The sequence below is a fragment of the Marinobacter sp. genome (genome assembly GCF_041984545.1).
Classification (GTDB): Bacteria; Pseudomonadota; Gammaproteobacteria; order Pseudomonadales; family Oleiphilaceae; genus Marinobacter.
Genome location: NZ_JBHIXV010000046.1, coordinates 1 through 24,754, shown reverse-complemented (window position 1 = coordinate 24,754; position 24,754 = coordinate 1). Strand labels below are relative to the sequence as shown.

23 protein-coding genes and 1 pseudogene are annotated in these 24,754 nt (G+C 60.2%); 10 read left to right on the top strand and 14 right to left on the bottom strand.

Annotated features, from left to right (window positions below; genetic code table 11):
- Positions 1 to 102: 102 nt before the first annotated feature.
- From rplS to ffh, 5 genes are all read right to left on the bottom strand, one after another.
- A complete protein-coding gene (gene rplS, locus ACFC20_RS16325) occupies positions 103 to 459 on the bottom strand; it encodes a 50S ribosomal protein L19 (protein WP_091991563.1) in 357 nt (118 codons plus the stop codon).
- Between the two features lie 25 nt (positions 460 to 484).
- Positions 485 to 1,243 carry a tRNA (guanosine(37)-N1)-methyltransferase TrmD gene (trmD, locus tag ACFC20_RS16320; RefSeq protein ID WP_375193929.1) on the bottom strand — a complete coding sequence of 253 codons (759 nt, stop codon included), beginning with the start codon at positions 1,241 to 1,243 and terminating at the stop codon, positions 485 to 487.
- 3 nt (positions 1,244 to 1,246) lie between these two features.
- Entirely contained in the window at positions 1,247 to 1,774 is a 528-nt protein-coding gene (rimM, locus tag ACFC20_RS16315; RefSeq protein ID WP_375193928.1) for a ribosome maturation factor RimM, read from the bottom strand.
- Positions 1,775 to 1,802: 28 nt separating this feature from the next.
- A complete protein-coding gene (gene rpsP, locus ACFC20_RS16310) occupies positions 1,803 to 2,042 on the bottom strand; it encodes a 30S ribosomal protein S16 (protein ID WP_091991569.1) in 240 nt (79 codons plus the stop codon).
- Positions 2,043 to 2,205: 163 nt separating this feature from the next.
- Positions 2,206 to 3,591, bottom strand: a complete 1,386-nt coding sequence (gene ffh, locus ACFC20_RS16305) for a signal recognition particle protein (RefSeq protein ID WP_091991571.1) — start codon at positions 3,589 to 3,591, stop codon at positions 2,206 to 2,208.
- Positions 3,592 to 3,772: 181 nt separating this feature from the next.
- Between ffh and ACFC20_RS16300 the strand changes: the two genes are divergently transcribed.
- The 4 genes from ACFC20_RS16300 (at position 3,773) to ACFC20_RS16285 (ending at position 9,249) form a co-directional block, all read left to right on the top strand.
- Positions 3,773 to 4,579: an inner membrane protein YpjD gene (locus ACFC20_RS16300; protein ID WP_375193927.1), complete on the top strand. Its 807-nt coding sequence runs from the start codon at positions 3,773 to 3,775 to the stop codon at positions 4,577 to 4,579.
- 86 nt (positions 4,580 to 4,665) lie between these two features.
- Complete coding sequence (locus ACFC20_RS16295) at positions 4,666 to 5,949, top strand: HlyC/CorC family transporter (RefSeq protein WP_375193926.1); 1,284 nt, start codon at positions 4,666 to 4,668, stop codon at positions 5,947 to 5,949.
- 291 nt (positions 5,950 to 6,240) lie between these two features.
- Entirely contained in the window at positions 6,241 to 8,454 is a 2,214-nt protein-coding gene (locus tag ACFC20_RS16290; RefSeq protein WP_375193925.1) for a DUF1631 domain-containing protein, read from the top strand.
- A 3-nt stretch (positions 8,455 to 8,457) separates the two neighbouring features.
- Positions 8,458 to 9,249 carry a TonB family protein gene (locus tag ACFC20_RS16285; protein ID WP_375193924.1) on the top strand — a complete coding sequence of 264 codons (792 nt, stop codon included), beginning with the start codon at positions 8,458 to 8,460 and terminating at the stop codon, positions 9,247 to 9,249.
- 24 nt (positions 9,250 to 9,273) lie between these two features.
- Here the strand turns inward: ACFC20_RS16285 and grxD are convergent, their stop codons facing one another.
- Positions 9,274 to 9,600, bottom strand: coding sequence for a Grx4 family monothiol glutaredoxin (gene grxD / locus ACFC20_RS16280; RefSeq protein ID WP_091991581.1), 327 nt, complete (start codon positions 9,598 to 9,600; stop codon positions 9,274 to 9,276).
- A 237-nt stretch (positions 9,601 to 9,837) separates the two neighbouring features.
- Here grxD and argF point away from each other — a divergent pair, with 237 nt between their 5' ends.
- Both argF and ACFC20_RS16270 read left to right on the top strand, forming a co-directional pair.
- A complete protein-coding gene (gene argF / locus ACFC20_RS16275; protein ID WP_375193923.1) occupies positions 9,838 to 10,752 on the top strand; it encodes an ornithine carbamoyltransferase in 915 nt (304 codons plus the stop codon).
- 4 nt (positions 10,753 to 10,756) lie between these two features.
- On the top strand, positions 10,757 to 11,830 hold the full coding sequence (locus ACFC20_RS16270) for an ABC transporter ATP-binding protein (RefSeq protein WP_091991585.1): 1,074 nt from the start codon (positions 10,757 to 10,759) through the stop codon (positions 11,828 to 11,830).
- 14 nt (positions 11,831 to 11,844) lie between these two features.
- On the opposite strand, the gene glpK is transcribed toward ACFC20_RS16270, so the two are convergent.
- The 3 genes from glpK to ACFC20_RS16255 all read right to left on the bottom strand — a co-directional run bounded on the left by glpK (position 11,845) and on the right by ACFC20_RS16255 (position 15,975).
- Positions 11,845 to 13,326 carry a glycerol kinase GlpK gene (gene glpK / locus ACFC20_RS16265; protein ID WP_375193922.1) on the bottom strand — a complete coding sequence of 494 codons (1,482 nt, stop codon included), beginning with the start codon at positions 13,324 to 13,326 and terminating at the stop codon, positions 11,845 to 11,847.
- Positions 13,327 to 13,595: 269 nt separating this feature from the next.
- On the bottom strand, positions 13,596 to 15,215 hold the full coding sequence (locus tag ACFC20_RS16260; RefSeq protein ID WP_375193921.1) for an ATP-binding protein: 1,620 nt from the start codon (positions 15,213 to 15,215) through the stop codon (positions 13,596 to 13,598).
- A 22-nt stretch (positions 15,216 to 15,237) separates the two neighbouring features.
- Positions 15,238 to 15,975 (bottom strand): response regulator, encoded by a 738-nt coding sequence (locus ACFC20_RS16255; protein WP_091991589.1) that lies wholly within the window; start codon positions 15,973 to 15,975, stop codon positions 15,238 to 15,240.
- A 245-nt stretch (positions 15,976 to 16,220) separates the two neighbouring features.
- Between ACFC20_RS16255 and ACFC20_RS16250 the strand changes: the two genes are divergently transcribed.
- Both ACFC20_RS16250 and ACFC20_RS16245 read left to right on the top strand, forming a co-directional pair.
- Positions 16,221 to 16,982, top strand: coding sequence for a GNAT family N-acetyltransferase (locus ACFC20_RS16250; protein WP_375193920.1), 762 nt, complete (start codon positions 16,221 to 16,223; stop codon positions 16,980 to 16,982).
- A 26-nt stretch (positions 16,983 to 17,008) separates the two neighbouring features.
- Positions 17,009 to 17,881 (top strand): lysophospholipid acyltransferase family protein, encoded by an 873-nt coding sequence (locus ACFC20_RS16245; RefSeq protein WP_375193919.1) that lies wholly within the window; start codon positions 17,009 to 17,011, stop codon positions 17,879 to 17,881.
- Here ACFC20_RS16245 and ACFC20_RS16240 read toward each other — a convergent pair.
- The 4 genes from ACFC20_RS16240 to ACFC20_RS16225 form a co-directional block, all read right to left on the bottom strand.
- Positions 17,799 to 18,269, bottom strand: coding sequence for a peptidylprolyl isomerase (locus ACFC20_RS16240; RefSeq protein WP_375193918.1), 471 nt, complete (start codon positions 18,267 to 18,269; stop codon positions 17,799 to 17,801). The two genes, ACFC20_RS16245 and ACFC20_RS16240, sit on opposite strands and share 83 nt — an antisense overlap.
- Positions 18,269 to 20,476: an acetyl-CoA hydrolase/transferase C-terminal domain-containing protein gene (locus ACFC20_RS16235; protein ID WP_375193917.1), complete on the bottom strand. Its 2,208-nt coding sequence runs from the start codon at positions 20,474 to 20,476 to the stop codon at positions 18,269 to 18,271. The genes ACFC20_RS16240 and ACFC20_RS16235 overlap by 1 nt, the downstream gene beginning before the upstream one ends.
- Before the next feature lie 126 nt (positions 20,477 to 20,602).
- A complete protein-coding gene (locus ACFC20_RS16230) occupies positions 20,603 to 20,926 on the bottom strand; it encodes a hypothetical protein (RefSeq protein WP_375193916.1) in 324 nt (107 codons plus the stop codon).
- Positions 20,927 to 21,136: 210 nt separating this feature from the next.
- Positions 21,137 to 22,174 carry an NADP(H)-dependent aldo-keto reductase gene (locus tag ACFC20_RS16225; protein WP_375193915.1) on the bottom strand — a complete coding sequence of 346 codons (1,038 nt, stop codon included), beginning with the start codon at positions 22,172 to 22,174 and terminating at the stop codon, positions 21,137 to 21,139.
- Positions 22,175 to 22,288: 114 nt separating this feature from the next.
- Here ACFC20_RS16225 and ACFC20_RS16220 point away from each other — a divergent pair, with 114 nt between their 5' ends.
- Entirely contained in the window at positions 22,289 to 23,509 is a 1,221-nt protein-coding gene (locus ACFC20_RS16220; protein WP_375193914.1) for a glycosyltransferase family 4 protein, read from the top strand.
- Positions 23,475 to 24,053, top strand: a complete 579-nt coding sequence (locus ACFC20_RS16215) for a phosphatase PAP2 family protein (RefSeq protein WP_375193913.1) — start codon at positions 23,475 to 23,477, stop codon at positions 24,051 to 24,053. Before ACFC20_RS16220 ends, ACFC20_RS16215 begins: the two co-directional genes overlap by 35 nt.
- Positions 24,054 to 24,071: 18 nt before the next feature.
- Here the strand turns inward: ACFC20_RS16215 and ACFC20_RS16210 are convergent.
- Positions 24,072 to 24,704, bottom strand: a pseudogene (locus tag ACFC20_RS16210) (DNA polymerase IV); the annotation flags it as partial.
- Positions 24,705 to 24,754 lie beyond the last annotated feature (50 nt).

The following is a 24,754-nucleotide window of genomic DNA, read 5'->3' as shown; positions in this document are numbered from 1 at the left end:
TCACGGGAGGACTTGCACCTCCAGGAGTGCGCCCGTGCCGGGCGCACCAAAAAAGGCAGCCCTGGGCTGCCTTTTCCTTCGTACTGTTCAGCGCGTGGCTGATCAGCCCAGCTTTTCCTTGATGCGAGCTGCCTTACCAGACAGATCACGCAGGTAGTAAAGCTTGGCCTGGCGCACATCACCACGACGCTTCACGCTGACGCTGTCGATCAGCTTGGAGTAGGTCTGGAAAGTACGCTCAACGCCAACACCGTAGGAAATTTTACGCACGGTGAAAGAAGAGTTCATGCCGCGGTTGCGCTTGCCGATAACCACACCTTCGAACGCCTGCAGACGCTCACGGTTACCTTCGGTTACGCGAACCTGAACGACCACGGTGTCACCCGGCGCAAAGGCAGGGATTTCCTTGGTCATCTGTTCTGCTTCAAGTTGACTGATGATGTTGTTCTTGCCGCTCATCGTAATGCTCCTGATACCCAATCTGTTAATGCCCTGACCATTCAGAGGCACCCGGTTCGTTCAAAATCTCATCCAGCAGCGCACGCTCTTCGTCCGTAAACACCCGCCTTTCCAGCAGGTCGGGGCGTCGCTCCCGGGTTCGCCTCAGCGACTGCTTCAGCCGCCAACGCCGGATCTGATCATGGTGACCGCCCAATAAAACATCCGGCACCGCCTGACCTTCGTAAACCTCGGGCCGGGTGTAGTGCGGACAATCCAGCAAACCGTCGGCGAACGAATCCTGCTCTGCCGACTGCGCATGACCCAGCGCTCCGGGGATGAGGCGTGTTACCGCGTCGATGACGGCCATGGCCGCCAGTTCGCCACCGGAAAGCACGAAATCTCCCAGCGACACTTCCCGGTCGACTTCCGCGGTGATAAGGCGCTCATCAACGCCTTCATACCGACCTGCCACCAGAATCAGATGCTGCTCGGCCGCCAACGACTCGACCAGCGACTGGTTCAGGGTTTCACCCTGGGGCGACAGGTAAACCACGCAGGGCTTTGCCGGTGCCGCCTTTCGGGCTGCATGGATGGCGTCTCTCAGGGGCTGAATTTTCATCAGCATCCCGGGGCCGCCACCATAAGGCCTGTCGTCCACGGTGCGGTGCCGGTCGTGGGTGAAATCCCTCGGATTCCAGCACTGGAAATCCAGGAGACCGTCCCGAACGGCCCTACCGGTGATACCGAAATCCGTTACCGCACTGAACATGTCCGGGAACAGACTGACCGCGCCAATCCACACCCGTCAGAACTCCGGGTCCCAGTCGACGACCATGCACTTCGCCGCCAGGTCCACACCCTGAACCACCTGGTCCGGGAGGTAGGGAATCAGGCGTTCACGCTGGTCAATGGAACCCGCGGTTGCCCTTACCACCAACACATCGTTGGATCCGGTTTCCATGAGGTGGTGCACTTCACCAAGGCACTCACCGTCAGCCGTAACGACCTCAAGGCCCTCAAGCTGAAACCAGTAATACTCCCCCTCGGGGAGCTCCGGCAGCTCAGCCGTTGAAACCCGGACTTCGGCGCCACAATAGGTGCGCGCGATGTCCCGATCATCAATACCTTTCAGCCTGACAACGATCCCCTGTCCCTGGCGGCGACCTTCCTCAAGCTTGGCCGGAATACGCTTTCCGTCCAGATCCAGGATCCAGTGCGGATACTCGAGTATTCCTTCCTTGGGATCGGTATAGGAGTAAACCTTGAGCCACCCCTTGACCCCAAACACCGAGGTTATCCGGCCGATCACAGTTTCCTGCGAAGTCTGTGTCATGCCACGAACCCCGGCGCTACAGCTGAACTTACTGGGCCGCCTTCAGCAGCTGAGCAACGCGCTCGCTGGTCTGTGCACCCTGGCCCAGCCAGAAATCAACGCGCTCACGATCTACACGCAGACGCTCTTCCTGACCACGGGCGACCGGGTTGAAGAAACCAACGCGCTCGATGAAACGACCGTCGCGTGATTTGCGGCTGTCAGTGACTGTCAGATGGTAGAACGGGCGCTTCTTGGAACCGCCACGAGCCAAACGGATTGTTACCATTTAACCAATATCCTGTTCTGTTGTACGAACTTTGTACGATTCACGCCGACGGACTTGCGGCCGGCGTGAAGACCCATACTCGAAAGGGGCGCTATTCTATGCTAAAAAAACGCCAAAGAAAACAGCAAAACCGGTGGATTGCGCGTTTTCTGCGTAAGGCTTTTTACATACGACCGAAGGGCGGCATTCCACCGCCGCCACCCGGGGGCATCATGCCTCCCATGCCGCGCATCATATTCGCCATTCCGCCCTTCTTGCCAAACTTTTTCATCATCTTCTGCATCTGCTTGTGCTGCTTGAGCAGACGGTTCACATCCTGGATCTGGGTGCCCGAGCCAGCAGCAATGCGTCGCTTGCGTGAATTGTTGATCACATCGGGGTAGCGGCGTTCTTTCGGTGTCATGGAGCAGATGATGGCCTCCATCTGACCCATGGACTTGTCGTTGACCTGTTGCTGGGCCATCTGTGCCATCTGACCCATGCCCGGCAGCTTGTCGAGCAGGCCGCCGATGCCACCCATGTTTTTCATCTGCTGCAGCTGGTCCCGGAAGTCTTCCAGATCAAAACCCTTACCCTTTTTGATCTTCTTGGTGAGCTTCTGCGCCTTCTTCTGGTCCAGCTTGCGCTCAGCTTCCTCTATAAGGGAGAGCACATCCCCCATACCGAGAATCCGGGAGGCCACCCGATCGGGATGGAACGGCTCCAGCGCATCGGACTTTTCGCCAACGCCCAGAAACTTGATGGGCTTGCCGGTGATGTGCCGAACAGACAATGCCGCACCACCACGGGCGTCGCCGTCGGTCTTGGTGAGCACCACACCGGTCAGGGGCAACGCGTCGTTGAATGCCTTGGCGGTGTTGGCTGCGTCCTGGCCCGTCATTGCGTCCACAACAAACAGGGTTTCGACCGGCTTGACCGCTTTGTGAAGCCGGCCAATCTCGCCCATCATCTGCTCATCCACGTGCAGACGACCGGCGGTGTCCAGAATCACCACATCAATGTGCTTCTTGCGGGCGGCCGCGATGGCGCCCTCGGCAATGTCCACCGGGTCCTGCTCGGTGGTGCTCGGGAAAAACTCGACGCCAACCTCGCCAGCCAGCGTTTCCAACTGCCGAATCGCCGCAGGGCGGTATACGTCGGCACTGACCACCAGCACGGATTTTTTCTGACGCTCCTTCAGGAAGCGTGAGAGCTTGGCCACGGTGGTGGTCTTACCGGCACCCTGCAGACCGGCCATCATGATCACAGCGGGGGGCTGCACATTCAGCGCCAGGGACTCATTGCGCTCGCCCATGACCCGTTCCAGCTCCTGCTGGACCACTTTTACAAAGACCTGGCCCGGGGTCAGGCTGCGCTGGACTTCCTGACCAATGGCACGGGTTCGGACACCTTCAACGAAATCCTTCACCACCGGCAGCGCGACATCCGCCTCGAGCAGCGCCTTGCGCACCTCCCGGAGGGTATCCTTGATGTTGTCATCGGTAAGACGGGCCTGGCCGGAAATCTTGCGCAGGCTGCCCGAAAGTCGGTCTTGGAGGTTCTCAAACATGTTGCTCTTCCGTACCCCGGATAAATTGAGTGCCCGGATCGTCAGAGCCTGCCCGGCTCCTTGATTCCAGTTGCATAATCGCGACATTATAACCAGACTATCGCCCTGAAACGACCAGCCCGGTCACATCGGCTCAAACCTGCGCCGATCCCCAGTCAGAACAGTGGTTAATAAGGACGTCATGGGAACGCTGATTCTCGCGGTCACCTCTCTTTTTCTGTACAGCGTGGGTACTGCGCTGCAAGCCCTCCATTTCCGGGGCCGGGTCCAGAGCAATCTTGCAATTACCACCCTGATCGGAGTGCTGGCGCTGACCAGCCATGGCCTTCTGATTGGCCAGACTCTGCACCAGTCGGGCGGCTTCGACCTCAGCTTTTTCAAGAGCTCCATGCTCATTTCCTGGCTGATCGTCCTTCTGCTACTCGGCCTGAACCTGAAGAAGCCGGTTCAGAGTCTCTTCCTTGGCGTTTATCCTCTGGCCATCCTGACCATTATTCTGGCGCTGGTTGCCCACGGCCCTTCCCGGCTGGTATCTGACCAGAGCTACGGCATGCTGTCACACGTCGCACTTTCCGTAACCGCCTACAGCCTGTTCTCCCTGGCCGCCATCCAGGCGGTACTGCTCTATATCCAGAATCGGCAACTGAAGCACAACTACAACAGCCTGCTGGTGCGCAACCTGCCGCCACTCCAGACCATGGAATCCCTGCTATTCGAGATGGTATGGGCCGGCGTCGTGCTGCTGATCCTTGCCATTGTTACCGGTGCGCTGTTCATCCAGGATCTGTTTGCACAGGACCTTGCTCACAAGACGGTGTTCTCGATCCTCTCGCTCATGGTCTTCATCGCACTGCTGATTGGCCGGTACACCCGGGGTTGGCGTGGCATCACCGCCAGCCGCTGGACCCTGGCCGGCTGCCTGCTGCTGATGCTCGCCTTTTATGGCAGCAAGTTTGTTCTCGAACTGGTATTCCACCGCGGCGGCTGAGCCGCCCTATCAACGGCAAGCCGCTTGACACGAGGCTTCGCTAACACCTATTTTCGCTACTTGTCAGTTATATAAGGACACCTCTTTTGAACGAAACATCGCTGACCGCGCTGTTTATCCTGCTCGTTGGGCTGATTCTTTTCTCCGCGTTCTTCTCCAGCTCCGAAACCGGCATGATGTCGCTGAACCGGTACCGCCTGAAACACATGGCAAAAACCGGCCACAAAGGCGCCAAGCGGGCCCAGGGGTTACTGCAACGGACCGATCAGCTGATCGGCGTTATCCTGATTGGCAACAATTTCGTCAATATCCTGGCATCGTCCATCGCCACGGTCATCGCCATTCGGGTATGGGGCGATGCGGGCATTGCCATCGCAACCGTCCTGCTGACGATTGTCATCCTGATCTTCGCGGAAGTAACACCGAAAACCCTGGCCGCCCTGTTCCCTGAAAAAATTGCCTTCCCCGCCAGCCACGTACTCGGACCACTGCTCAAAATCCTGTATCCGATTGTCTGGGCGGTAAACCTGTTCACCGGGGGCATTCTGAAAGTGCTGGGCGTTTCAGCCACTGACGCCGCCAACGACCACCTTAGCCGGGAAGAACTTCGAACCCTGGTGAACGAGGCGGGCGCACTGATTCCAGCCAAACACAAGGACATGCTGGTCAGCATCCTGGATCTGGAAAAAGTGACGGTGAACGACATCATGGTGCCCCGCAACGAGGTGGTCGGCATTGATCTGGAAGACGACACCGACACCATCCTGCGACAGCTGCGCAGCAGTCAGCACACCCGGCTGCCCGTGTACAAGGGCGACATCAACAGCATCCAGGGAATTCTCCACCTGCGCAGCGCCTCCAAACTGCTGCAGCAGGAAGAGATCAATAAAGCGATGATCATGCAGCTCTGCCAGGAGCCCTACTTCATACCTGAAAGCACCCCGCTCAACACCCAGTTGATCAACTTCCAGAAAGGCCGGCGCCGCTTCGGCATTGTGGTCGACGAGTACGGCGATGTGCTCGGGCTCGCCACCCTGGAGGATATTCTTGAGGAAATCGTGGGCGACTTCACCACCGATTACGCGGCTACCAGCCCGGATATCATTCCCCAGGACGACGGCACCTTTATCATCGACGGCACGGCTGCGGTGCGAACCATCAACAAGACCCTGGGCTGGAAACTGCCGACTGATGGCCCGAAAACGCTCAACGGGCTGATCACCGAGACCCTCGAGAACATTCCGGACACCAACGTTTGCCTCAAGGTATCCGGGCACCGGGTGGAGGTACTTCAGATCAAGGACAACGTGGTCAAAGCCGCCATCGTGCACCCCAAAAAACGCAAGAAGCGGGCGCTGTCGCTGGGCTGATACGCCTCACCCCGGTCAGCGCACGCCATATACCTTACCGTTATAGCGGACCCCATCGTTGAAAGATCAAAATTTAACCACCCGCTTGACCGGCAGCAACGCCCGGACAACACTGAGATGCTTCGGCTACAGCCCGCGCATCGGAACCATCCGCCCTTTTTGAATTTGCTCTCAGGTTAGCGTTTGGTCATGTTAACTTTTGAGAAAATGCGGTAAATTTAAACAATAATGAGAAGACAGGGATAACAAGCTCGGTCATGTATCCGGTTGAGGCGTAAACAGGAGTCTGCCATGAACAAGCAGTCCGGCATACATTACCTCCGCGAACACAGGGAAGCGGGAAGCAACAAACCGGTTCCGGCGGAGGTTACCCGTATCCGGGACACGGTTGTCGCCGGACTTGGTGATTTGCTCCAGGGCGCCTTTGACGCCGTGGACGACTCGCTGTTTGAACTGGCCAACAACGCCCGAAGTAACAACGAACAGAACCGCTACTTCGAGGCCATGCGCGAGATCCGCATCAAGCGCAAGGGCGTGGAGCGGCATTTCCAGAATACCGTGGCGCAGTATTTCGCCAATCCGCCGCACACAGGGCCACTTCACGAAGAAACGGCCAGCCGGCAGGCCAGCGCCGACACCCTCTCCCTCGTCGGCAATGATGACCTGGAAGAACAGGTAGCCCTGAATGCCATGATCACCAAGGCAAAGGCGCATTTCCAGGGGCCACTGCTGCAGCTTCAGACCCGCTTCAGCCTGGTCTATCCCGGGGCCACCGAGGAGTCTCCGGTCAACCCGATGGCGCCAGAACACCTGTGCAGCGCATTTACCGAGGCGATACAGGCGCTTGAGATCCAGATCCGCGAACGCCTGATCCTGCTCAAGCAGTTTGATCGCTATGTGGTCTCCAACCTCGGCATGCTTCTGGACGAAGCCAATCGCATTCTGATCCAGGCCGGCGTCATTCCGAACTTCCGGTATCACGGCAAGACCGGACAACAGCAAAACAGCCCGGACGCACAAGGCAGTGGAGCCCACGAGGACACCAAAACCCGGGAGTCCTCTGTCGCATCGGGCCAAAGTGGCGCCGTGTTCGAACAGATTCGCCAGATGCTTGCCCTTCAGCGCGCCAATGCCGGCATACCGCCGCGTTCCGCCAACCCTAACGTGCGCGTGGTGGGTGATTCGGAACTGGCCAGTCTGCTGAACTCTCTGCCATTGTCAGTGACCCGGCAGGACGAGCAGAATCTCAGTGACGGCGAGCCCGTGACCGTAGACCTGCGGCAACTGGTCAGGCAACTGATTGCCCAGCAGGCAGACCGCGGTGACGGCCGGAAGCCGGAACTGAACGAGGTGGATGAAGACCTGATCAACCTGGTCTCCATGCTGTTCGAGTTCATCCTCGACGACTACAACCTGTCGGCACCGGTACAGGTACTGATCAGCCGGTTGCAGATACCCATTCTGAAGGTGGTCATCCGCGACAAGAGCTTCTTCAGCCAGGCGACGCACCCGGCCAGACGGCTGCTCAACTCGCTCGCCAGGGCCGGTATTGGCTGGAGCACCAGTGACGAGAAGGCCAAGGACAAGCTCTACGGCCAGATACACAACATTGTCCAGCGGATCCTCAACGAATTCGACGGGGACATTGAGCTGTTTGAGACCCTGAACCAGGAATTCGAACGTTTTCTTGAACGGGAGAACCGCAAAGCGTCCCTCGTGGAACAGCGAACCCGTGAATCCGAACGGGGCCGCATCAAATCCCAGGCTGCCCAGCAGACCGTCGATAACCTGCTCCGGCAAAAGGTGTCACGCTACAAGCTGCCCCAGCCCATCCATGACATCCTCATGAATGGCTGGAGCCGCGTTATGTTCCTGGCCTACCTGCGCGACGACGTTGAGCATCGCTGGAACGCCACCGTCAAGGTGGTCGATGACCTGATCTGGTGTCTGCATCCCCACCAGGAGGATGAAGAAAGGGACCAGTGGGTACGCGTGGTTCCCGGTCTGCTGAAGGCGCTACGCGCGGGCCTGGAAGAGGTTTCCTACAATTCCTCGCGCCTCGACGAAATGATGGGTCAGCTCAAGCATGAACTGGCCGAAGCCTTCCGGACCAACGCCGCCATTGAAGCCCGACAGGATTCTCCGCAGGATCCGGAACCGGAGGAAACGGCAGCAGTGCACCAGACCGCCGTTGAAAGGCAGCAGGAACTCGAGGACGCGGCGGTATCCGAGTATGTTGCGCAGATCGAGGGTATCGAAATAGGCAACTGGGTGGAATTCCGCCTGGTCAACGGCGCCAGCTTCCGCTGCAAACTCTCGGCAATCATTGAAGAGGCCGACTGCTTTGTGTTCGTTAACCGGATGGGGCTCAAGGTGATCGAGAAAACCCGCATCGAGCTGGCCCATGAAATGCGACGGGGCAGGCTCACCCTGCTGGAGCAGGGCGCGCTGATAGACCGGGCACTGGATGCGGTGGTTGGCAGCCTGCGGAGCAAGACAGCCTGACGCATGCCTGACCAGAGCAGTACAAGCGCCCTGCCGGCCCCCTACCGGCTGGGCCTGGCCGTATCGCTTGCGCTTCTGGCTCATACGCTGCTTCTCTCGGGCCTGCCTACGCCATTTGTCAGCCAGCCGGACCGGCACAGGGAAAGCCTGAGTGTCGAATTGGTCACCGAGGGCTCACGCCCGTCCAGCCCGAAGGCCAGTGGTCAGCCCTCGACCGACCGAAAAGCCACGCCAATTCCTCCGTTCGAGCTGCAGCCGGAGATTACAACAGTCCCGAGCCCCGAAGTGGTGGCCACCAACGATACCCGGCGATCGCCCCCTCCCGCCGAGCAACCAGCGCCCGCACCTGCCGAGCCTGTCCAGCAACCGGACACCAGCTCATCCCCGTCACCCGCAACCAGCTCGCAAACCCCGAGCCCGAGCCGGGCCGGAAGCCAGGCCCCAGCCGACAGCGCACAGGAACCTGAGCCGATCACCCGGATTACACGCTCACCGGCGGAGGCCGATCCCTACCTGGTTAAACTCGCCACGCATCTGGCCAGAGAGCTTGAGAACATGCGGGTACCGGCCATCAGCCAGTTGCCAGGACCGGTGGCTATGGAAGTGGAACTTCAACTGCTGGGAAATGGGGCACTGACCCGTGCCAGGGTGGTGAAATCAACCGGGGTGGCGAACATAGACCGCGCCGCCTATCGGGCGGCTCTCGCTGCCAGCCCCTATCCGGAACCTCCGGGGGCGGGCCCCGGAGAAAACCGCTTCGAAGTAGAACTGCTGTTTACCCCGAAGCGGCTTTGACCCACATCCTATCGAAGGCGGGGATCAGGCTTCCGCCTGCTTTGCAGCGGCCTTGACCATCTTGGCCAGTTCACCACTCTCCGACATCTCCAGCACGATATCGCAACCGCCCACCAGCTCACCGTTGATGTAGAGCTGCGGATAGGTCGGCCAGCTGGAATAAACCTTCAGGGCCTCGCGGAGCTCTTGGTTGTCCAAGATGTTTACAAACGCAAACCGCTCGCCGCAGGCCATCAGGGCCTGTACGGTCTTGGCCGAGAAGCCGCACTGAGGCGCCTGGGGGCTGCCCTTCATGTACAGAATGATCGGGTTCTCGTCGAGCTGGCTTTTGATGGTTTCATTGATGTCCATGAACGTCTACCTCTGTTGGAACACTCTTGCCACACGGCAATTGACTTGGCACTCATTGTACACGGCTGCCGAACACCTCTCCAAATACCGTGATTTGACCCCGGACAAGTGCCCTGGTTCCACCCCGGTAACGGCGTTGTCATACCGGGCCCGACGGGCTAGACTTGATCCCCCATTTTCAAGCCAGCAGTCCGGCAACCCGCCAATGGCGGGATTCGTGGAGATAAGGGCCAGTCCATGGCAGCAAGACATTTTCTGACATTGAACGACATGACAACCAGTGAACTGGAAGATCTGGTTGATCATGCCACGCACCTGCGCAACGAATGGCGCCAGGGCAAGGTGCGGGACTCCCTGAAAAACCGGGTCCTGGCGATGATCTTCGAAAAGTCCTCCACCCGGACACGCGTGTCCTTCGAGGCAGGCATGGCCCAACTGGGCGGCTCCGCCATGTTTCTGTCTCCCAGGGACACCCAGCTCGGCCGGGGCGAACCCATTGAAGACTCCGCCATTGTGATCTCCAGCATGGTGGACGCAGTGATGATCCGTACCTTCGCCCACGAGACGGTCGAGCGCTTTGCCGCCGCCTCCCGGGTTCCGGTCATCAACGCCCTGACCGACGAATTCCACCCCTGCCAGTTGCTGGCCGACATGCAGACTTACCGGGAACACCGGGGCAGTATCCGCGGGGCAACCGTGGCCTGGATCGGCGACGGTAACAATATGTGCCATTCCTACATCAACGCGGCCGCACAGTTCGATTTTCACCTGAACGTTGCCTGCCCGGAAGGCTATGAACCCGCAAAGGAGCTGCTGGAAGCCCACAGCGACCGGGTCACCCTGTTCCGGGATCCTCGCGAAGCGGCGCGACAGGCCCAGCTTCTGGTGACTGACGTCTGGGCCTCCATGGGCCAGGAGGACGAACAGAAAGCCCGCGAGAAGGCTTTTCGTGGCTACCAGATCAATCCGGACCTGTTGGCCGTGGCCGACAAGAACGCCCTGTTCATGCACTGCCTGCCCGCGCATCGGGGCGAGGAAATATCCAGCGACATGATGGACCACCCTGCGTCGGTGGTCTGGCACGAGGCAGAGAACCGCCTTCATGCCCAGAAGGCGTTGCTTGAATTTCTGATTCTGAACCGTCTGGGCTGACGCGATGGATACCTCTGCTCACTCCCCGGCCGACTGGCTGCTTGAGGTGACCAACCTCTCGTGCGGTTATGGCGGCGATTCCGTGGTCAAGGACGTCAGTTTTGCACTGAGCCACGGCGACATTGGCTGCCTCCTGGGGCCCAGCGGCTGCGGAAAAAGCACGATATTACGGGCGCTGGCGGGATTCCTGCCGTTGAACGGTGGAGAAATCAGCTTGCAATCCCAGGCCATCAGCCTGCCTGGCCGAACCTTGCAGCCAGAAAAACGCAGAATCGGCATGGTCTTTCAGGATTATGCCCTGTTCCCCCACCTGACCATTGCTGACAACGTCGGTTTCGGTCTGCGCAATCTGGGCAAAGCCGAAAAACGTCAGAAGGTCATGGAACTGCTCAATGTGGTGCATCTGCAGGACCTGGCCGATAACTACCCGCACGAACTGTCTGGTGGCCAGCAACAGCGTGTCGCCCTGGCCCGCGCCCTGGCGCCCGAGCCCACGCTGATCCTGCTGGACGAGCCCTTCTCCAACCTCGACGCGGACCTGCGCCGGAGACTGAGCCTGGATGTCCGGGAAATCCTCAAGACGCTGGGCATCAGCGCCATCCTGGTAACCCACGACCAGCAGGAAGCCTTTGCGATGTGCGACCAGGTGGCGGTGTTGCGGGACGGTCGAATCCAGCAATGGGACGTGCCCTACAATCTTTACCACGAACCGGCCAACCGCTTCGTCGCCAGCTTTGTCGGCCAGGGTGGTTTCATTCCCGGTACGGCCCTTGGGCCGGACGCCATTGAATCAGAGCTGGGCGTGATCCATGGCAACCGGGCCTATAAATGGTCACCGGGCACCCTGGTGGATGTGCTGATACGGCCCGATGATATCGTGCACGATCCGGAGTCAGATCTGCGCCCCAAGGTGATTGAAAAGACCTTTGCCGGCACCTCAACCCTGTATCGCTTCCGTTGCTCGGAAGACACCGAGTTCGAGGCACTGTTCCGAAGCCACCTGGACTTTCACCTCGGCGAACACGTGCCGGTCCGGGTCGAGGCGGATCACCTGATTGCCTTCGAGCGGACCGCCTGACCCACCGTCACCTATCAGTTGTTGCACACCCGCTCGACCGCGTCCAGCCAGCCTGCGTACAGTGACTCCCGCAGGGCCGGGCGCATGGCCGGGTGGAATTGGCGCTCGCACTCCCAGAGTTCTGAAATCTGCTCAAGACTCTCGAACAGCCCGGTCTGCAGGCCAGCGAGATAAGCCGCACCGAGCGCGGTGGTTTCAGTGACCCGGGGCCGGTCGACGGTGACATTGAGAATGTCGGCCAGGAACTGCATGACCCAGTCGTTGACCGCCATACCTCCGTCAACCCGGAGTGATGCCAGACTGGCGCCGTCGTTCTGGATTGCCCGTACCAGGTCCTTGGTCTGGTAACAGACCGATTGCAGCCCGGCTGTCACAATCTCACCTATGCCGGTATCCCGGGTGAGGCCCATGATGGCACCCCGGGCGTGGGGATCCCAATGGGGAGCGCCCAATCCGGTGAACGCCGGCACCAGGTACACCGGGTTGTCCACGCCCACCGCCTCGGCATGGGCCGAGGACTCGCTGGCGTGACGGATCAGCTTGAGCCCGTCTCTCAGCCACTGCATGGCCGCTCCCGCCACGAAAATACTACCCTCCACTGCATAGCAGGGTTTGCCGTTCAACCGATAGGCCATGGTCGTCAGTAGCCGATTCTCGGACCGGACGGCCCGATCCCCGGTATTGAGCATGAGAAAACAGCCGGTACCGTAAGTGCTTTTGGCCATACCCGGGCTGAAACAGGCCTGGCCGATGAGGGCCGCGTGCTGGTCCCCGGCGATTCCGGCAATGCTGACCGGTGCCCCGAGCCACTCGGGCTGCGCTGTGCCATAGTCGGCGGCGCTGTCGAGCACCTCGGGCAGCAGAGACTTCGGAATGCGGAAGAGCTCAAGCAGGGTGGGGTCCCAGTCCTGATCGTGAATATTGAACAGCGCCGTACGGGAGGCATTGGTGGCATCGGTACGGTGGGAACGGCCTCCGGTCAGGTTCCACAGCAGCCAGCTGTCGACGGTGCCGAACGCCAGCTCACCGGCTTCAGCCCGGGCCCGGGCGCCGTCCACATTGTCGAGGATCCAGGCAATCTTGGTGGCCGAAAAGTAGGGATCAATAAGCAGGCCGGTTTTGTCAACGACGGTATCCTCGTGGCCATCCGCCTTCAGTTTGGTGCACAGGGAGGCGGTTCTGCGATCCTGCCAGACAATAGCGTGATGGATAGGCCGGCCACTTTCCCGCTCCCAGACCACCGTGGTTTCCCGCTGATTGGTGATGCCGATGCCGGCCAGCTCTCCAGCCTCTATACCCGCCTGCTTCAACGCACCGCGGCACACCGAGAGGGTGCTTTCCCAGATTTCCATGGCATCGTGCTCCACCCATCCGTCCTTCGGAAAATACTGGTGAAACTCCTGCTGGTCGGTGGCAATGCTGTTGCCGGACTGGTCAAAAACAATGGCGCGGGAACTGGTAGTTCCCTGGTCAATGGCAAGCAGATAGCGGGTCATGAACGGCCTCCTGTTGTTTCCTGCGATTCTAGCAGCAGTGGAGGCCGTAAAGAGTGACGAACCGGGAATTTCACCGGAGACCTGAAACGCAGACATAAAAAAAGGCCGGAAAACCGGCCTTCAAATGACGAATGAAACAAGGAAAGTTCGTAAGAACTACAACCTCAAAAGTCATCCCTTACGCTTTGCATTGTGCGTGGGGACGGCCCGCTGTTCAGTAGTGCTTGTGTAGCGCGTTTGTTACATCAGGTGAGGTTGTGAGCACTGGGTCACAGAACGGCTTCGAGCGGTTTTTTCCGGGGCCACACCAGACTGAACCGGGCACCGCCCAGGGTGTCGCTGCGACCAACAAACGCGTGGCCGCCGTGCCAGTACAGAATGCGCCGGACAATGGACAGCCCCAGGCCGTAGCCGCCGGAAGTTCGGGTGCGGCTGTCGTCGAGGCGGGCAAAGGCGGTAAACACCTTCTCCCAGTCCTCCTCGGGTATACCGGGGCCATCGTCCTCTACATCGATACGGCAGTTGTCCTCATCGCAATGGCAGGTCACTCGCACGTTACCGGCGGCATAACGACCGGCATTGCCCACCAGATTCTGGATTGCCCGGTGAATATAGCGGGGCTCAATATCTGACATCGACCAGTGCTCCGACTCAGGGTCCACCAGGCCTTCGATGGTCAGCTCCGGACGCACCAGCTGCTGCTCCGAGACCACCTGGCGAACGATGTCAGTGACCGATGTTTCCTGCAGCGAGAACACCGGACCACCCTGCTCCAGCCGGGCATAGGTGAGTATTTCGTCGATCAGTTCATCCAGTTCCTGGATGTCTCCGTCTATTCCGTCCAGCTGCTTCTGGAGGGCCTCCTGGTCCTGGCAGTCCTCAATCATCTGCACACCGAAACGAATCCTCGCCACCGGCGTGCGCAGCTCGTGAGAGACCGCATGGATCATTTCCCGCTGCACCTGCACCAGGCGCTGGATGTGCTCGGCCATGCCGTTGAACGATACCGCCAGCCGGGTCACCAGCCGGCTTTCCCCGGCCTCCACGCGGGCGCCCATTTCCCCACGGGCAATCCGTACCGCCACCGACTCCACCGCCCGCAGATTGCTGTCCACCTCCCGCAGCGCCAGAAACAGCGCAATGGCCAGCACGCCGCCCAGTACCAGTGCAACCAGCAACAGCAGAGGCCAGGCCCAGGGGTTAAAAGGCGCCGGCATATCAATCCGGAACAGTTCGCCGTCCGCAAGCTGGATCATCACCCGGCCGCGTCCATTGTGCCCATCCCGATAGAACGCCAGGCCCCGCTCTGCCACCTGCGCCAGCACCTCGGAATCGGGCAGCAGGCGGTCATCGGCCACCGACTGGATGTCCACATTCAGGGCCTCGGCCATCTGGTCGGCCACTTCCAGCCGACCGGCCGGTTGCACTGAATCCAGATGCCAACGCAGGATAAGCCCTGTGGCTCTGGCAATGTCGCGATAGGGATCGGCAAGTCGCAGCTCAAGAATGTCTCCGGATACGCCGGCCACGAACAGACGCAGGCCAACGTTGCTGTCGAGGCTCACCACCTGCCCGTATCCGAGGCGCTCAGCCACCACCGGGGACAGGTCGAATTGAGCGGCATTGCCCTCTCGAAGCTCCAACACCGCTCCGAGCCAGTGATACTGCTCCGCCGGTGCCGGAGCTGCCGCCAACCAGCGCATAAGTGGCTCGGGAAACCGTTCCTGCCAGTACTGCAGGCGAACCGAATTGATACCGGTAAACAGGGCAGCGCAAAGCAGTACCACCAGTGCGGTAACGCCTGCGAGACGGGCATAGAGCTTGAGGAAGAACTTCAGGGGCATGGCACCAACCCTGGCGGGGGCCACCGGTGTGCGCTCGGGCCACACACCGGCTCCGGAGACAGAATCGTCAGGCTTCCTTCACAAACAGGTAGCCTTTACTGCGAACGGTCTTGATGCGCCGTGGATGGATCGGGTCATCCCCGATCTTGGGCCGGATCCGGGACACTCTGACGTCGATGGAACGATCCTGGCCATCGTACTCGATGCCGCGCAGGGCAGTAAAAATCTCCTCCCGACTGAGTACCCGGCCGGCGTTGCTGGCCAGTAACCAGAGCAAATCGAACTCCGCGCTGGTCAGATCGATGCTCTCGTCGTTCAGCCAGGCCTCCCGCATGGAGCGATCCACCACCAGGTCGTTGAACTGCAGACGCACGGGCTCTTCACCGCTGCCTTCATCGCCGGCACCCTGGCTGCCCTCGGTGACCCGGCGGAGCATGGCGCGGATGCGAGCCAACAGCACACGCGGCTTGACCGGCTTACCGATGTAATCGTCGGCACCCATTTCCAGGCCGAGCACCTGGTCCAGATCATCGGTGCGCGCGGTGAGCATGATGATAGGGCCGGAATAGAAGGGACGGACCCTGCGGCAGATGGACAGGCCATCCTCGCCGGGCAGCATCAGATCAAGCACCACCAGATCCGGCTGCTCGTTGCGGATCCGCTCGACAGCGGGGCCACCGTGGGTTTCGAGGGAGACTGTCAACCCGTTGCTTTCGAGGTACTCACGGGTCAACTCAGCCAACCGCTCATCGTCTTCGACAATCAGAATTCGCCAACTTTCGTTCGTTTGTTCCACGCCGTCCATCTCTGATTTTGTTATTCCGGTTTCAGGTCATTCTGTGTTTCCGACCATACAGGCAACCTGCTGTAACAGCAATTATACATGCTATTCAGAAATATACATGGAACCGGTGCTTGGTTACAGCCTGTGACACAGCTCCACCCGGCCCACCCGGATCTCCATGTCATACAGACGTCATTCCCCGGTCACCGGCCTGTCACACCGGCTTCATAGGCTTGTCGGCAAATGGAAACAAAAGAGACTGAGCCATGACCACACCCGCCGCAAACGCCCGCCGCAGTGCACGTCGACTCAAAACCGAACTGACCCGCTGCCCCCAGCGGGTGGAAGCAGCACAGCGTCTGCGCTACCAGGTGTTCTCCGAAGAATACGACAGCGACCTCGGAGCCCGGACGCCCGGCCTGGATGCCGATGAGTTCGACACTGTCTGCGACCACCTGATCGTCACTGATCTTGATTCCGGACAGCTGGTCGCCACCACCCGCATCCTGCACCAGGCAGATATTGGTGCCGTCAACCGCTTTTATTCAGCCAGCGAGTTCGATCTCACCCCCCTGCAGAACCTGCACGGCACCATCGCCGAACTCGGACGTACCTGCGTGCATGCGGATTACCGGAACGGCGCTACCATCAGCCTTTTGTGGTCCGCGGTAGCGTCTTACCTGATGGAACGCGACGTCGACTACATGATTGGCTGTGCCAGCATCAGCATGTCCGACGGAGGCCTGAAAGCCTGGCGTATTGCCCGACATCTGCAGAATCAGCACCTGGCGAACCCTGCGCACCTGGTAACCCCCGTGCGGGCACTGCCCCACCTGACCCACGCCCGGGATAACGAGCGCCCGGTGGAGGTGCCAGCCCTGATCCGGGCCTACATGCGCCTGGGCGCAAGGGTCTGCGGCGAACCGTGCTGGGATCCTGAATTCCGTTGTGCCGATCTGCTGGTGTTGTTGGAGGTCAGTAAACTGGCGGGCCGCTACAGCCGGCACTTCATGCGACCGGCGTCCTGAGCCGAACCCGGGAGAGGACCTGACCCATGAGCTGGCTGCGACTGGTGTTCCGACTGACTGCCTTCGTGCTGTTCCTCACGGCGACTTCCGGGCTGGCTATCGCACTGTGGATGTTCGATCTGACACGCGCCACACCGGTCAACCGGACACCCTGGGCAAACAGCTGTTTTCGCTGGGCCTGCCGCTGTCTTGGGCTGGAAATCCACCAGCATGGTACTCCCAGCGATACCACGGTTCTGTTTGTCAGCAATCACATCAGCTGGTCGGATATTCCGGTTCTCGGCAGCCTGGTGCCCATCCGGTTTCTGTCCAAGGCCGAGGTGGGCCAGTGGCCCCTGATTGGCTGGCTGGCACGAGAGGCCGGCACCCTGTTCATCAAACGTGGCGGCGGCCAGGCGAGAAAGGTACGGGAGCAGATCTCGGAACATCTGCGGGCTGGCGAGAACGTGCTGGTCTTTCCCGAAGGCACCACGAGCGAGGGCCTGGCCGTGCTGCCGTTCCATGGGCTTTTACTGGCGGCAGCGCCGGAAAGTGATACGCCGGTGCAGCCGGTCACCATCGCCTATCGTAGGGCGGGGAGGCCCGACCACCTGGCGCCGTTCATCGGCCAGGACGAGTTCCACAGGCACCTGCTGCGCCTGTTACGCCAACCCGCGGCACGGGTCGACGTTATCTTCCATCCCCCGGTCAGATTTCACGGACCATCACCGGTCGCCACGAGCACCGGCGCCTTGGCAGAGCAGCTCAGGGAATCTGTCAGCGAGGGCCTGGCCAGAATCCACGAAGGCAGGCTTGACCGGGAGAATACCGATACGATCAGAACAGCGGCCGGCCCTGGGCAATCTCGTCATCGGTCGCTTCCCGCCGGCCGACAATCTCCAGATCAAAGTACAGGGTAAATCCAGCCAGAGGATGATTGGCATCCACCTTCACCAGGTTGCCATCAATACCCACTACCTGCACCACCTGGGCTTCATCGCCGGTGTTGGTCTGGAACTTCATACCTACCTGGAGATTCTCGACACCCTCGAAGAGCGAGCGCGGAACTTTTCTCACCAGGTCTTCCCGGTGCTCGCCGTAGGCCATTTCCGGTGGCACGGTTACCTCCAGACAGTCGCCGACGTTGCGGTCCTTCACGGCCTTCTGGATACCTTCGATGATCTCCGGGGTGCCATAGAGGAAGTGCAGCGGCTCGCTGCCCTCCGAGGTATCAACCAGCTCGCCGATCCGGTTTTTAAGGACGTAATGGACGGTAAAAACGTCGGGTCTTGTGTCTGAAGCAGTCATCAGGTTGTCGAGTTTCCTGTATTCGAAGATGTGTCGAGTTGCTGCAGGCCATGGATGACCAGTCGCTGATCGAGCCGGTCTCGCAGGCTCGAGGGATTCAGCAACCCCATGCGTTCAAGCAGGGATTGGTAACGATTGTCCTCATCCCGCGCCCGCAGGGCCTGCCAAAGGGTGGACAGTTTACCACGACGGGTGGCGGTTGCGGCCTTGAGGGCCTTAAGGGCTTTCCCTAACCGGAGTTCCTCTTCGGTGAAATCGCAGCCGAACGGAAAGGCCGGGAAGCGGCCCTCACCGGCCTGCTCGATAGCACGACGTACCGAGGCCGGCGTGTTGTTGCACCAATGCGGGGGTAGCCGGAACGCCGGATCCACCTTGCCCGCTTTCTGCGCACGGGCCAGCAATTCCGGCTGGAAGCGGGAGTCGGATATGCGGATCAATCGCAGATAGACCTGTTCATCGCACTGCCCCCGGAGATCAGCAATGCCGTATTCGGTGACCACGATGTCCCGCAAATGCCGAGGTATGGTGCAGTGGCCGTAATTGAACACGATATTGGAGAGTACTTTGCCATGCGCATTCCGGGTACTGCGCAGCGTCAGGATGGAGCGGGCTCCCGGGAGCTCGTGAGCCATGGCCACGAAGTTATACTGTCCTCCCACGCCACTGACCACACGACCGTCCTCCAGGCCATCGGATACTCCGGCGCCGTTGAGGGTGTACATCATGGCCGAGTTGATAAAGCGGGCGGACACCCGCTGTGCTGCTTTCAGCTTCTGATCGCCGAACGGGTGATCATAAAGCTGGTTGATAAAGTTGACGCTGGTCATGCAGATACGGTCGCGCTGGGGTTCGCTCAGTTCCCTGAGGTACTGGTAAAAGCGCTCAGGCCCCACGTAGAACCCGCCATGCAGAACAACGCCGCCGGTCAGCCGCTCGCCGAGCATAAGGGCTTCGATTATTTCCCGGGCCTCGGGGTCGTCGAGGTCGCCCTCCACCGAGTGACTTCTGAGGCATAGCCGACCGCCCTTGAACTCTACCTCCTCCCCGAGAATGCCATGCCGGACCAGCCAGCGGACGTCCCGGGCCCTGAGCGGGCTGTCGATCAACTTTTCCCGCCGCAGGGTATCCAGGGTTTCCAGGGACACCTTCGAGGTCAGTTCTCCGCGGTTGATCAATGCCTGGAGGCCGGCATGCTCGAATACCTCCCGGGTGAGGATGCCTTCCTGCATCAGGTACAGAAAACCGTCCACCATCATCTCGCTGCAGCCGTACAGGCCTTGCTCAAACGGCTCGGTACCACCCTCTTCAGCAGCCACAGGAAACTGCTCGTCGACCCGAAGATGATTGAACACCTTTCGCCAGGCGTCGTTGTGCTTGTGGCGCATGATGGCACTGTGTACCAGCGCGGCGCCGAGGGATCCGATTCCAACCTGGAGCGTGCCTCCGTCCTTCAACAACGCACTGGCGTAAAACCCGATCAGGTGATCCTCCGGGCTCACGGCCATTTCCGGGGCGGAGAAAAGCGGGTAGTCCGATGACGGCTGCTCAAACACAACATCAAACCGGTCCGCCTCGATCGCGGCATGATTACCGAACCAGGGCAGGCTCTCATTGAGCTCGGCCACCAGGGCAACGGGGGTCCCGCCCGCCTCCAGCTCCCGCAGGCGCGGAATGAGATCAAGCGTGAGATCGGGGTTACAGCTCAGGCTGACAAGCCCGGGTTGGCCGTGAGCCTCGCCAGGCGCCACCATCTGGGCCACCACGTTTACCCCCTGAGCCATCAGATCGCGCACGGCATGGGTGTAGTTGGTGCACACGTAGTGGCGTTGCTGGGCCAAGTTATTCAGAAAGCTGCCGGCTTTGAAAAAGAATTCCGAAACCCGAACGTTTCCGGGCAACCGTCCTTCCGACACATCCCGTGCGTAGGCCAGCTCCGGAATCCGGCCATACAGTCGTTCGGCGAAGGGCCCCATGAAGCGCCGCTCCAGTGACGAGCTACCTCTCGGCGCCAACAGCGACAGTGCGGTGACGATGTGCAGTTGAATGTCCGGATCGTCTTTGGCTCTCTGGTACAGCGCATTGACAAACCGGACCGGCTTGCCCAGCCCCAGCGGAAGGCCGAGCGTGATGTTCTTGCCAACCCGGCGGATCACTTCATCCACGCAGGCGTTTACGTCGTTCGAGACCTGCCCTCTGGCACCTGACATTACCTAGCTCCCTTTAGTCAAACGATCCGTTCGGGGGATCCGCAGTTCACACCGGATGATCACACGAGCATCCCGCGCAAACAATGCGTCAGGTCATGGCAGAGGCAGAAGAGGGGATGGCCTGGCTCAGAAATTCCACTTGAGATTCAGGCAGGCGCCTTCAGGGAGCAACGCAATGCCGTGGTCGGCCTGGGCCGGGTCGGAGGCATAGTGCTTGCCGGACTGGCGGGAGCGGGTGAGTGTGAGACTCAGCAGGCGGGACCCGATTTCGGCGAAGGCATCGGAGCTGTCTTCGTCAATATCGCCGGAAACCCGCTCCTGAATGGCAAAGATCTCGTCGCTGGCCGTTGTCATTTCCACGTCTTCAAACACACGCTCGGACGCTTCGGCGCGAACGACGAAAGCCACGAGATTGAGAGCGAGTAATGCGACGAAGATACGAATAATCATGACACTGCCTGAGACCTTTTTGCGAGACGGAAGTCTACGGAAACCTAAGGCTTTAGTCTAATGATTACCGGCCCGAAAGATGTGAATCTGCACACAAAGACGTCGACTTTTTGTCAATAAACCGGGCTGTTTTTGTCAATTTATGATCCCCGATATTGCTGAATGTAACCAGCCCCGATAACCGACGGGTATCGGGGCTGAATGCGGGGCTCACGGACAGGGGTAGGTGAACTCCTGATGGATGGCCTCGATCGCTTCCAGCACCGCGGGACTCAGCGTGACCTGCGCCGAGCCGATGTTCTCCTTCAACTGCTCCATGGTGGTGGCGCCAATGATATTGGCGGTCAGGAAACTGCGGCTGTTGACGTACGCCAGTGACAGCTGCACCGGGGAAAGTCCGTGCTGGTGCGCGAGGTCGACATAGGCCCGGGTCGCGTCCATGCCGCGGCTGCTGGTATAGCGACTGAACCGCTCGTACAGGGTCATCCGGGCCTTCTCCGGCCACTTGCCGCCCAGATACTTGCCAGACAGCATGCCAAACGCCAGGGGCGAATAGGCCAGCAGGCCCGCCTGCTCGCGATGGGCGATCTCGGCCATACCCACCTCAAAGGCCCGGTTCAGAAGGTTGTACGGATTCTGGATGCTGGCCACCCGCGGCCAGCCCTTCTCACGGGAGAGACGCAGGTATTCCATGGTTCCCCAGGGCGTTTCATTGGACAACCCGATGTGCCTGATCTTGCCGGCCTGCACCAGTTCATCGAGGGCCTCCAGCGTTTCCTCGATCGGGGTGAAGGTTTCTTCCGGATTATGCTCGTAGCCCAGTTTGCCGAAAAAATTGGTGCTGCGATCCGGCCAATGCACCTGGTAGAGGTCGATGTAGTCGGTCTGCAGACGCTTGAGGCTGGCGTCACACGCCTGATGAATGTGATCGCGCGTCAGGCGCGGGCCGTTACGCAGATACTTGAGCCCGTTGCCCGGACCGGCCACCTTGGAGGCGATGACCAGGTCATCACGCCGGCCCCGCCGGGCCAGCCAGTTGCCCAGGTAGGTTTCGGTCAGCCCCTGGGTCTCGGCCCGGGGAGGCACCGGGTACATCTCTGCGGCATCGATGAAGTTGATGCCTTCGGCAGTTGCGTAATCAAGCTGCTCAAACGCTTCCTGTTCGGTGTTCTGCTCGCCCCAGGTCATGGTGCCCAGGCAGATGAGGCTCACGTCGATGTCCGTTTTGCCAAGCTTTCGTGTCTGCATAACGTCTCCGAATCGGTTCGGTTAATAAGTAAACGGAATGTCACGGGATTGTCGCGTGGCTGTCATGCCGCATTTCCATAGTAAGGGCATATCAAAGGACGCACAGGAAACACCGTGACCGAGACCCTGAAGGCCAACCGGCACCCGCAACACGTTACCATTGTTTCCGAGACTTTTCCGCCGGAAATCAATGGCGTGGCCAATACGCTCAGACATTTGTGCCAGGGTCTGATGCAGCGCGGGCACCGCGTGACCGTTATACGGCCGAGGCAGCAGCATGAGAGCAAGGGGCATTTCAAAAGCGCCGGCGAAGCGCTGTTCACCCACGAGCATGTGGTCTCCGGGTGTCCTCTGCCCGGCTACGCCGACCTGCGCTTCGGTGTGGCAACACCCGGTCGGCTGAGACGATTGTGGGTGGCCGACAGGCCCGACGCTGTTTACATTGCCACCCAGGGCCCCCTGGGCGTCTCGGCCGCATCGGCCGCCCGCCAGCTCGGCATTCCCGCAAGCTCCGGCTTTCACACCAATTTCCACAGCTACAGCCGCTATTACGGTGTGGGCGCGCTCGAACGGTTGCTCTGCCTCTATGGTCGGTGGTTCCACAACCGCACCACCATCACGCTGGTGCCAACCCGAAAAATGCAACAGGCCACCCGGGCCATGGGCATTACGGCGACCGGCATATGGAGTCGCGGCGTGGATTGCCGACGCTTTACCCCGCACAACCGAGACGCCGCCCTGCGTGAGTCCTGGGGGCTGGCCGCCAACGACCGGGCGGTTCTCTATGTCGGCAGGCTGGCACCAGAGAAGAATCTGCGCATGGCCGTCGCCTGTTTCGAGAGAATCCGGGGACTGCACCCGCAAGCCAGGTTCGTGCTGGTTGGAGACGGGCCGCTGCGGCGCCAGCTCGCGCAACGACACCCGGATTACATTTTCGCCGGCACCCGCCGGGGCGACGACCTTGCCCGGCATTTTGCCTCCGGAGACCTGTTCCTGTTTCCCAGCAAAACCGACACCTTCGGTAACGTGGTATTAGAGGCCATGGCCAGCGGGCTTGCCGTGGTCGCCTTTGACGATGCCGCAGCAGCCGAGCACATCCGTCATGAAGAGAACGGCATGAAGGTTCCGCTGGACCAGGACGAAGCGTTCATCGACAGCGCGTTGCGCCTTGCCGACCAGCCCACCCTGCTGAACCGGGTTCGCGCCCAGGCCCGACTGGACGCTCTGGAACAAAGTTGGACTACGCAAATCGAACAGTTTGAGCAACTGGTTTTCAACCAAACGACAAAGGCCGGATATCATGCCTCCAGCAAGCAAAGCGTCTCGCTTCTTTGAACAGGCAGATCAGCGCGAAGTTGCCCTCTGCCAGGCCATCAATCGGGCCGTGCAATTCCGCCCGGCCCGGGGCTATTTCAGGCTGGTCAGCCGACTGGGCGACGGCTGGTTCTGGTACGCGCTGATCCTGCTGGTGCCCTTCCTGCACCCGACGAAAGGCCCGGGGCTGGCCCTGTTGATGGCTCTTACGGGGCTCACCTGCACCCTCACCTACAAGCTGCTCAAACGCCGGCTGATCCGTGAGCGACCGTTTATCTCGTTTCCCGCCATCAATTGCGCCACACCACCCCTGGACCGCTACAGCTTTCCCTCTGGCCACACCCTGCACGCCGTCTGCTTCCAGGTGATGCTGACCCTCGCCCTGCCGGGGCTGGCGCTGATGGTGCTGCCTTTCACGCTCAGCGTTGCCGTCTCCAGAGTGATACTGGGCCTGCACTACCCCAGCGATGTGGCGGCCGGCGCATTGATTGGCGGCCTGATGGGTTACGCGGCCATGCAGATTCTTTACGCCGACTGGGCCCTGAAGTTCGCCGGTGCGCTCTGATGCGCCACGGTACCCCGGTTAGTCGAACAGCCGGAGCTGGGTTACCGGTGCCTCATCATTGCGGAAGCGCACGCCGAGCCCCAGCAAACGCACCGGTCGTTCCCGGTTGGTGACCAGCTCGGAAAGCAGCGGCAGGTAATCTTCCAGCTCGGGCTCGGTAACCTGCTCACGAACCCGCTCCAGGGTGTGAGTGGAAAAGTCGCTGTAGCGGATCTTGATGAACAGCTTGTGAATGGGCTTGCGTCGCGCCTTTCGCGACAGCCGCAGGTTGAGGTCTGCCACCAGTGACGCCATCACAGTGACGCAGGCATCCATGTCGGGAAGGTCCTGGGAGAACGTCCGCTCCACACTGACCGACTTGGCAATGCGCGAGACCACCACCGGCCGCTCATCTCGCCCATGGGCCATCTCGTGAAGACGATACCCCTGCTTGCCGAAGCGCTCGATCAGCCGGTCGGCACCGAGCGCCTGCATGTCACCGCAGGTGTGAACACCCAGGTCATGCAACTTGCCGGCAGTCACCTGCCCCACCCCGAACAGCTTCTCCACCGGCAACTGTTGTACAAAATCGTCAACGTCCTCCGGGCGAATCACGAACAGGCCATCGGGCTTCTGCCAGTCGCTGGCAATCTTGGCCAGGAACTTGTTAGTGCCCATCCAGAAACCCGCATTTTCAGTCAGTTTAGCTCACCTCCAGGAGT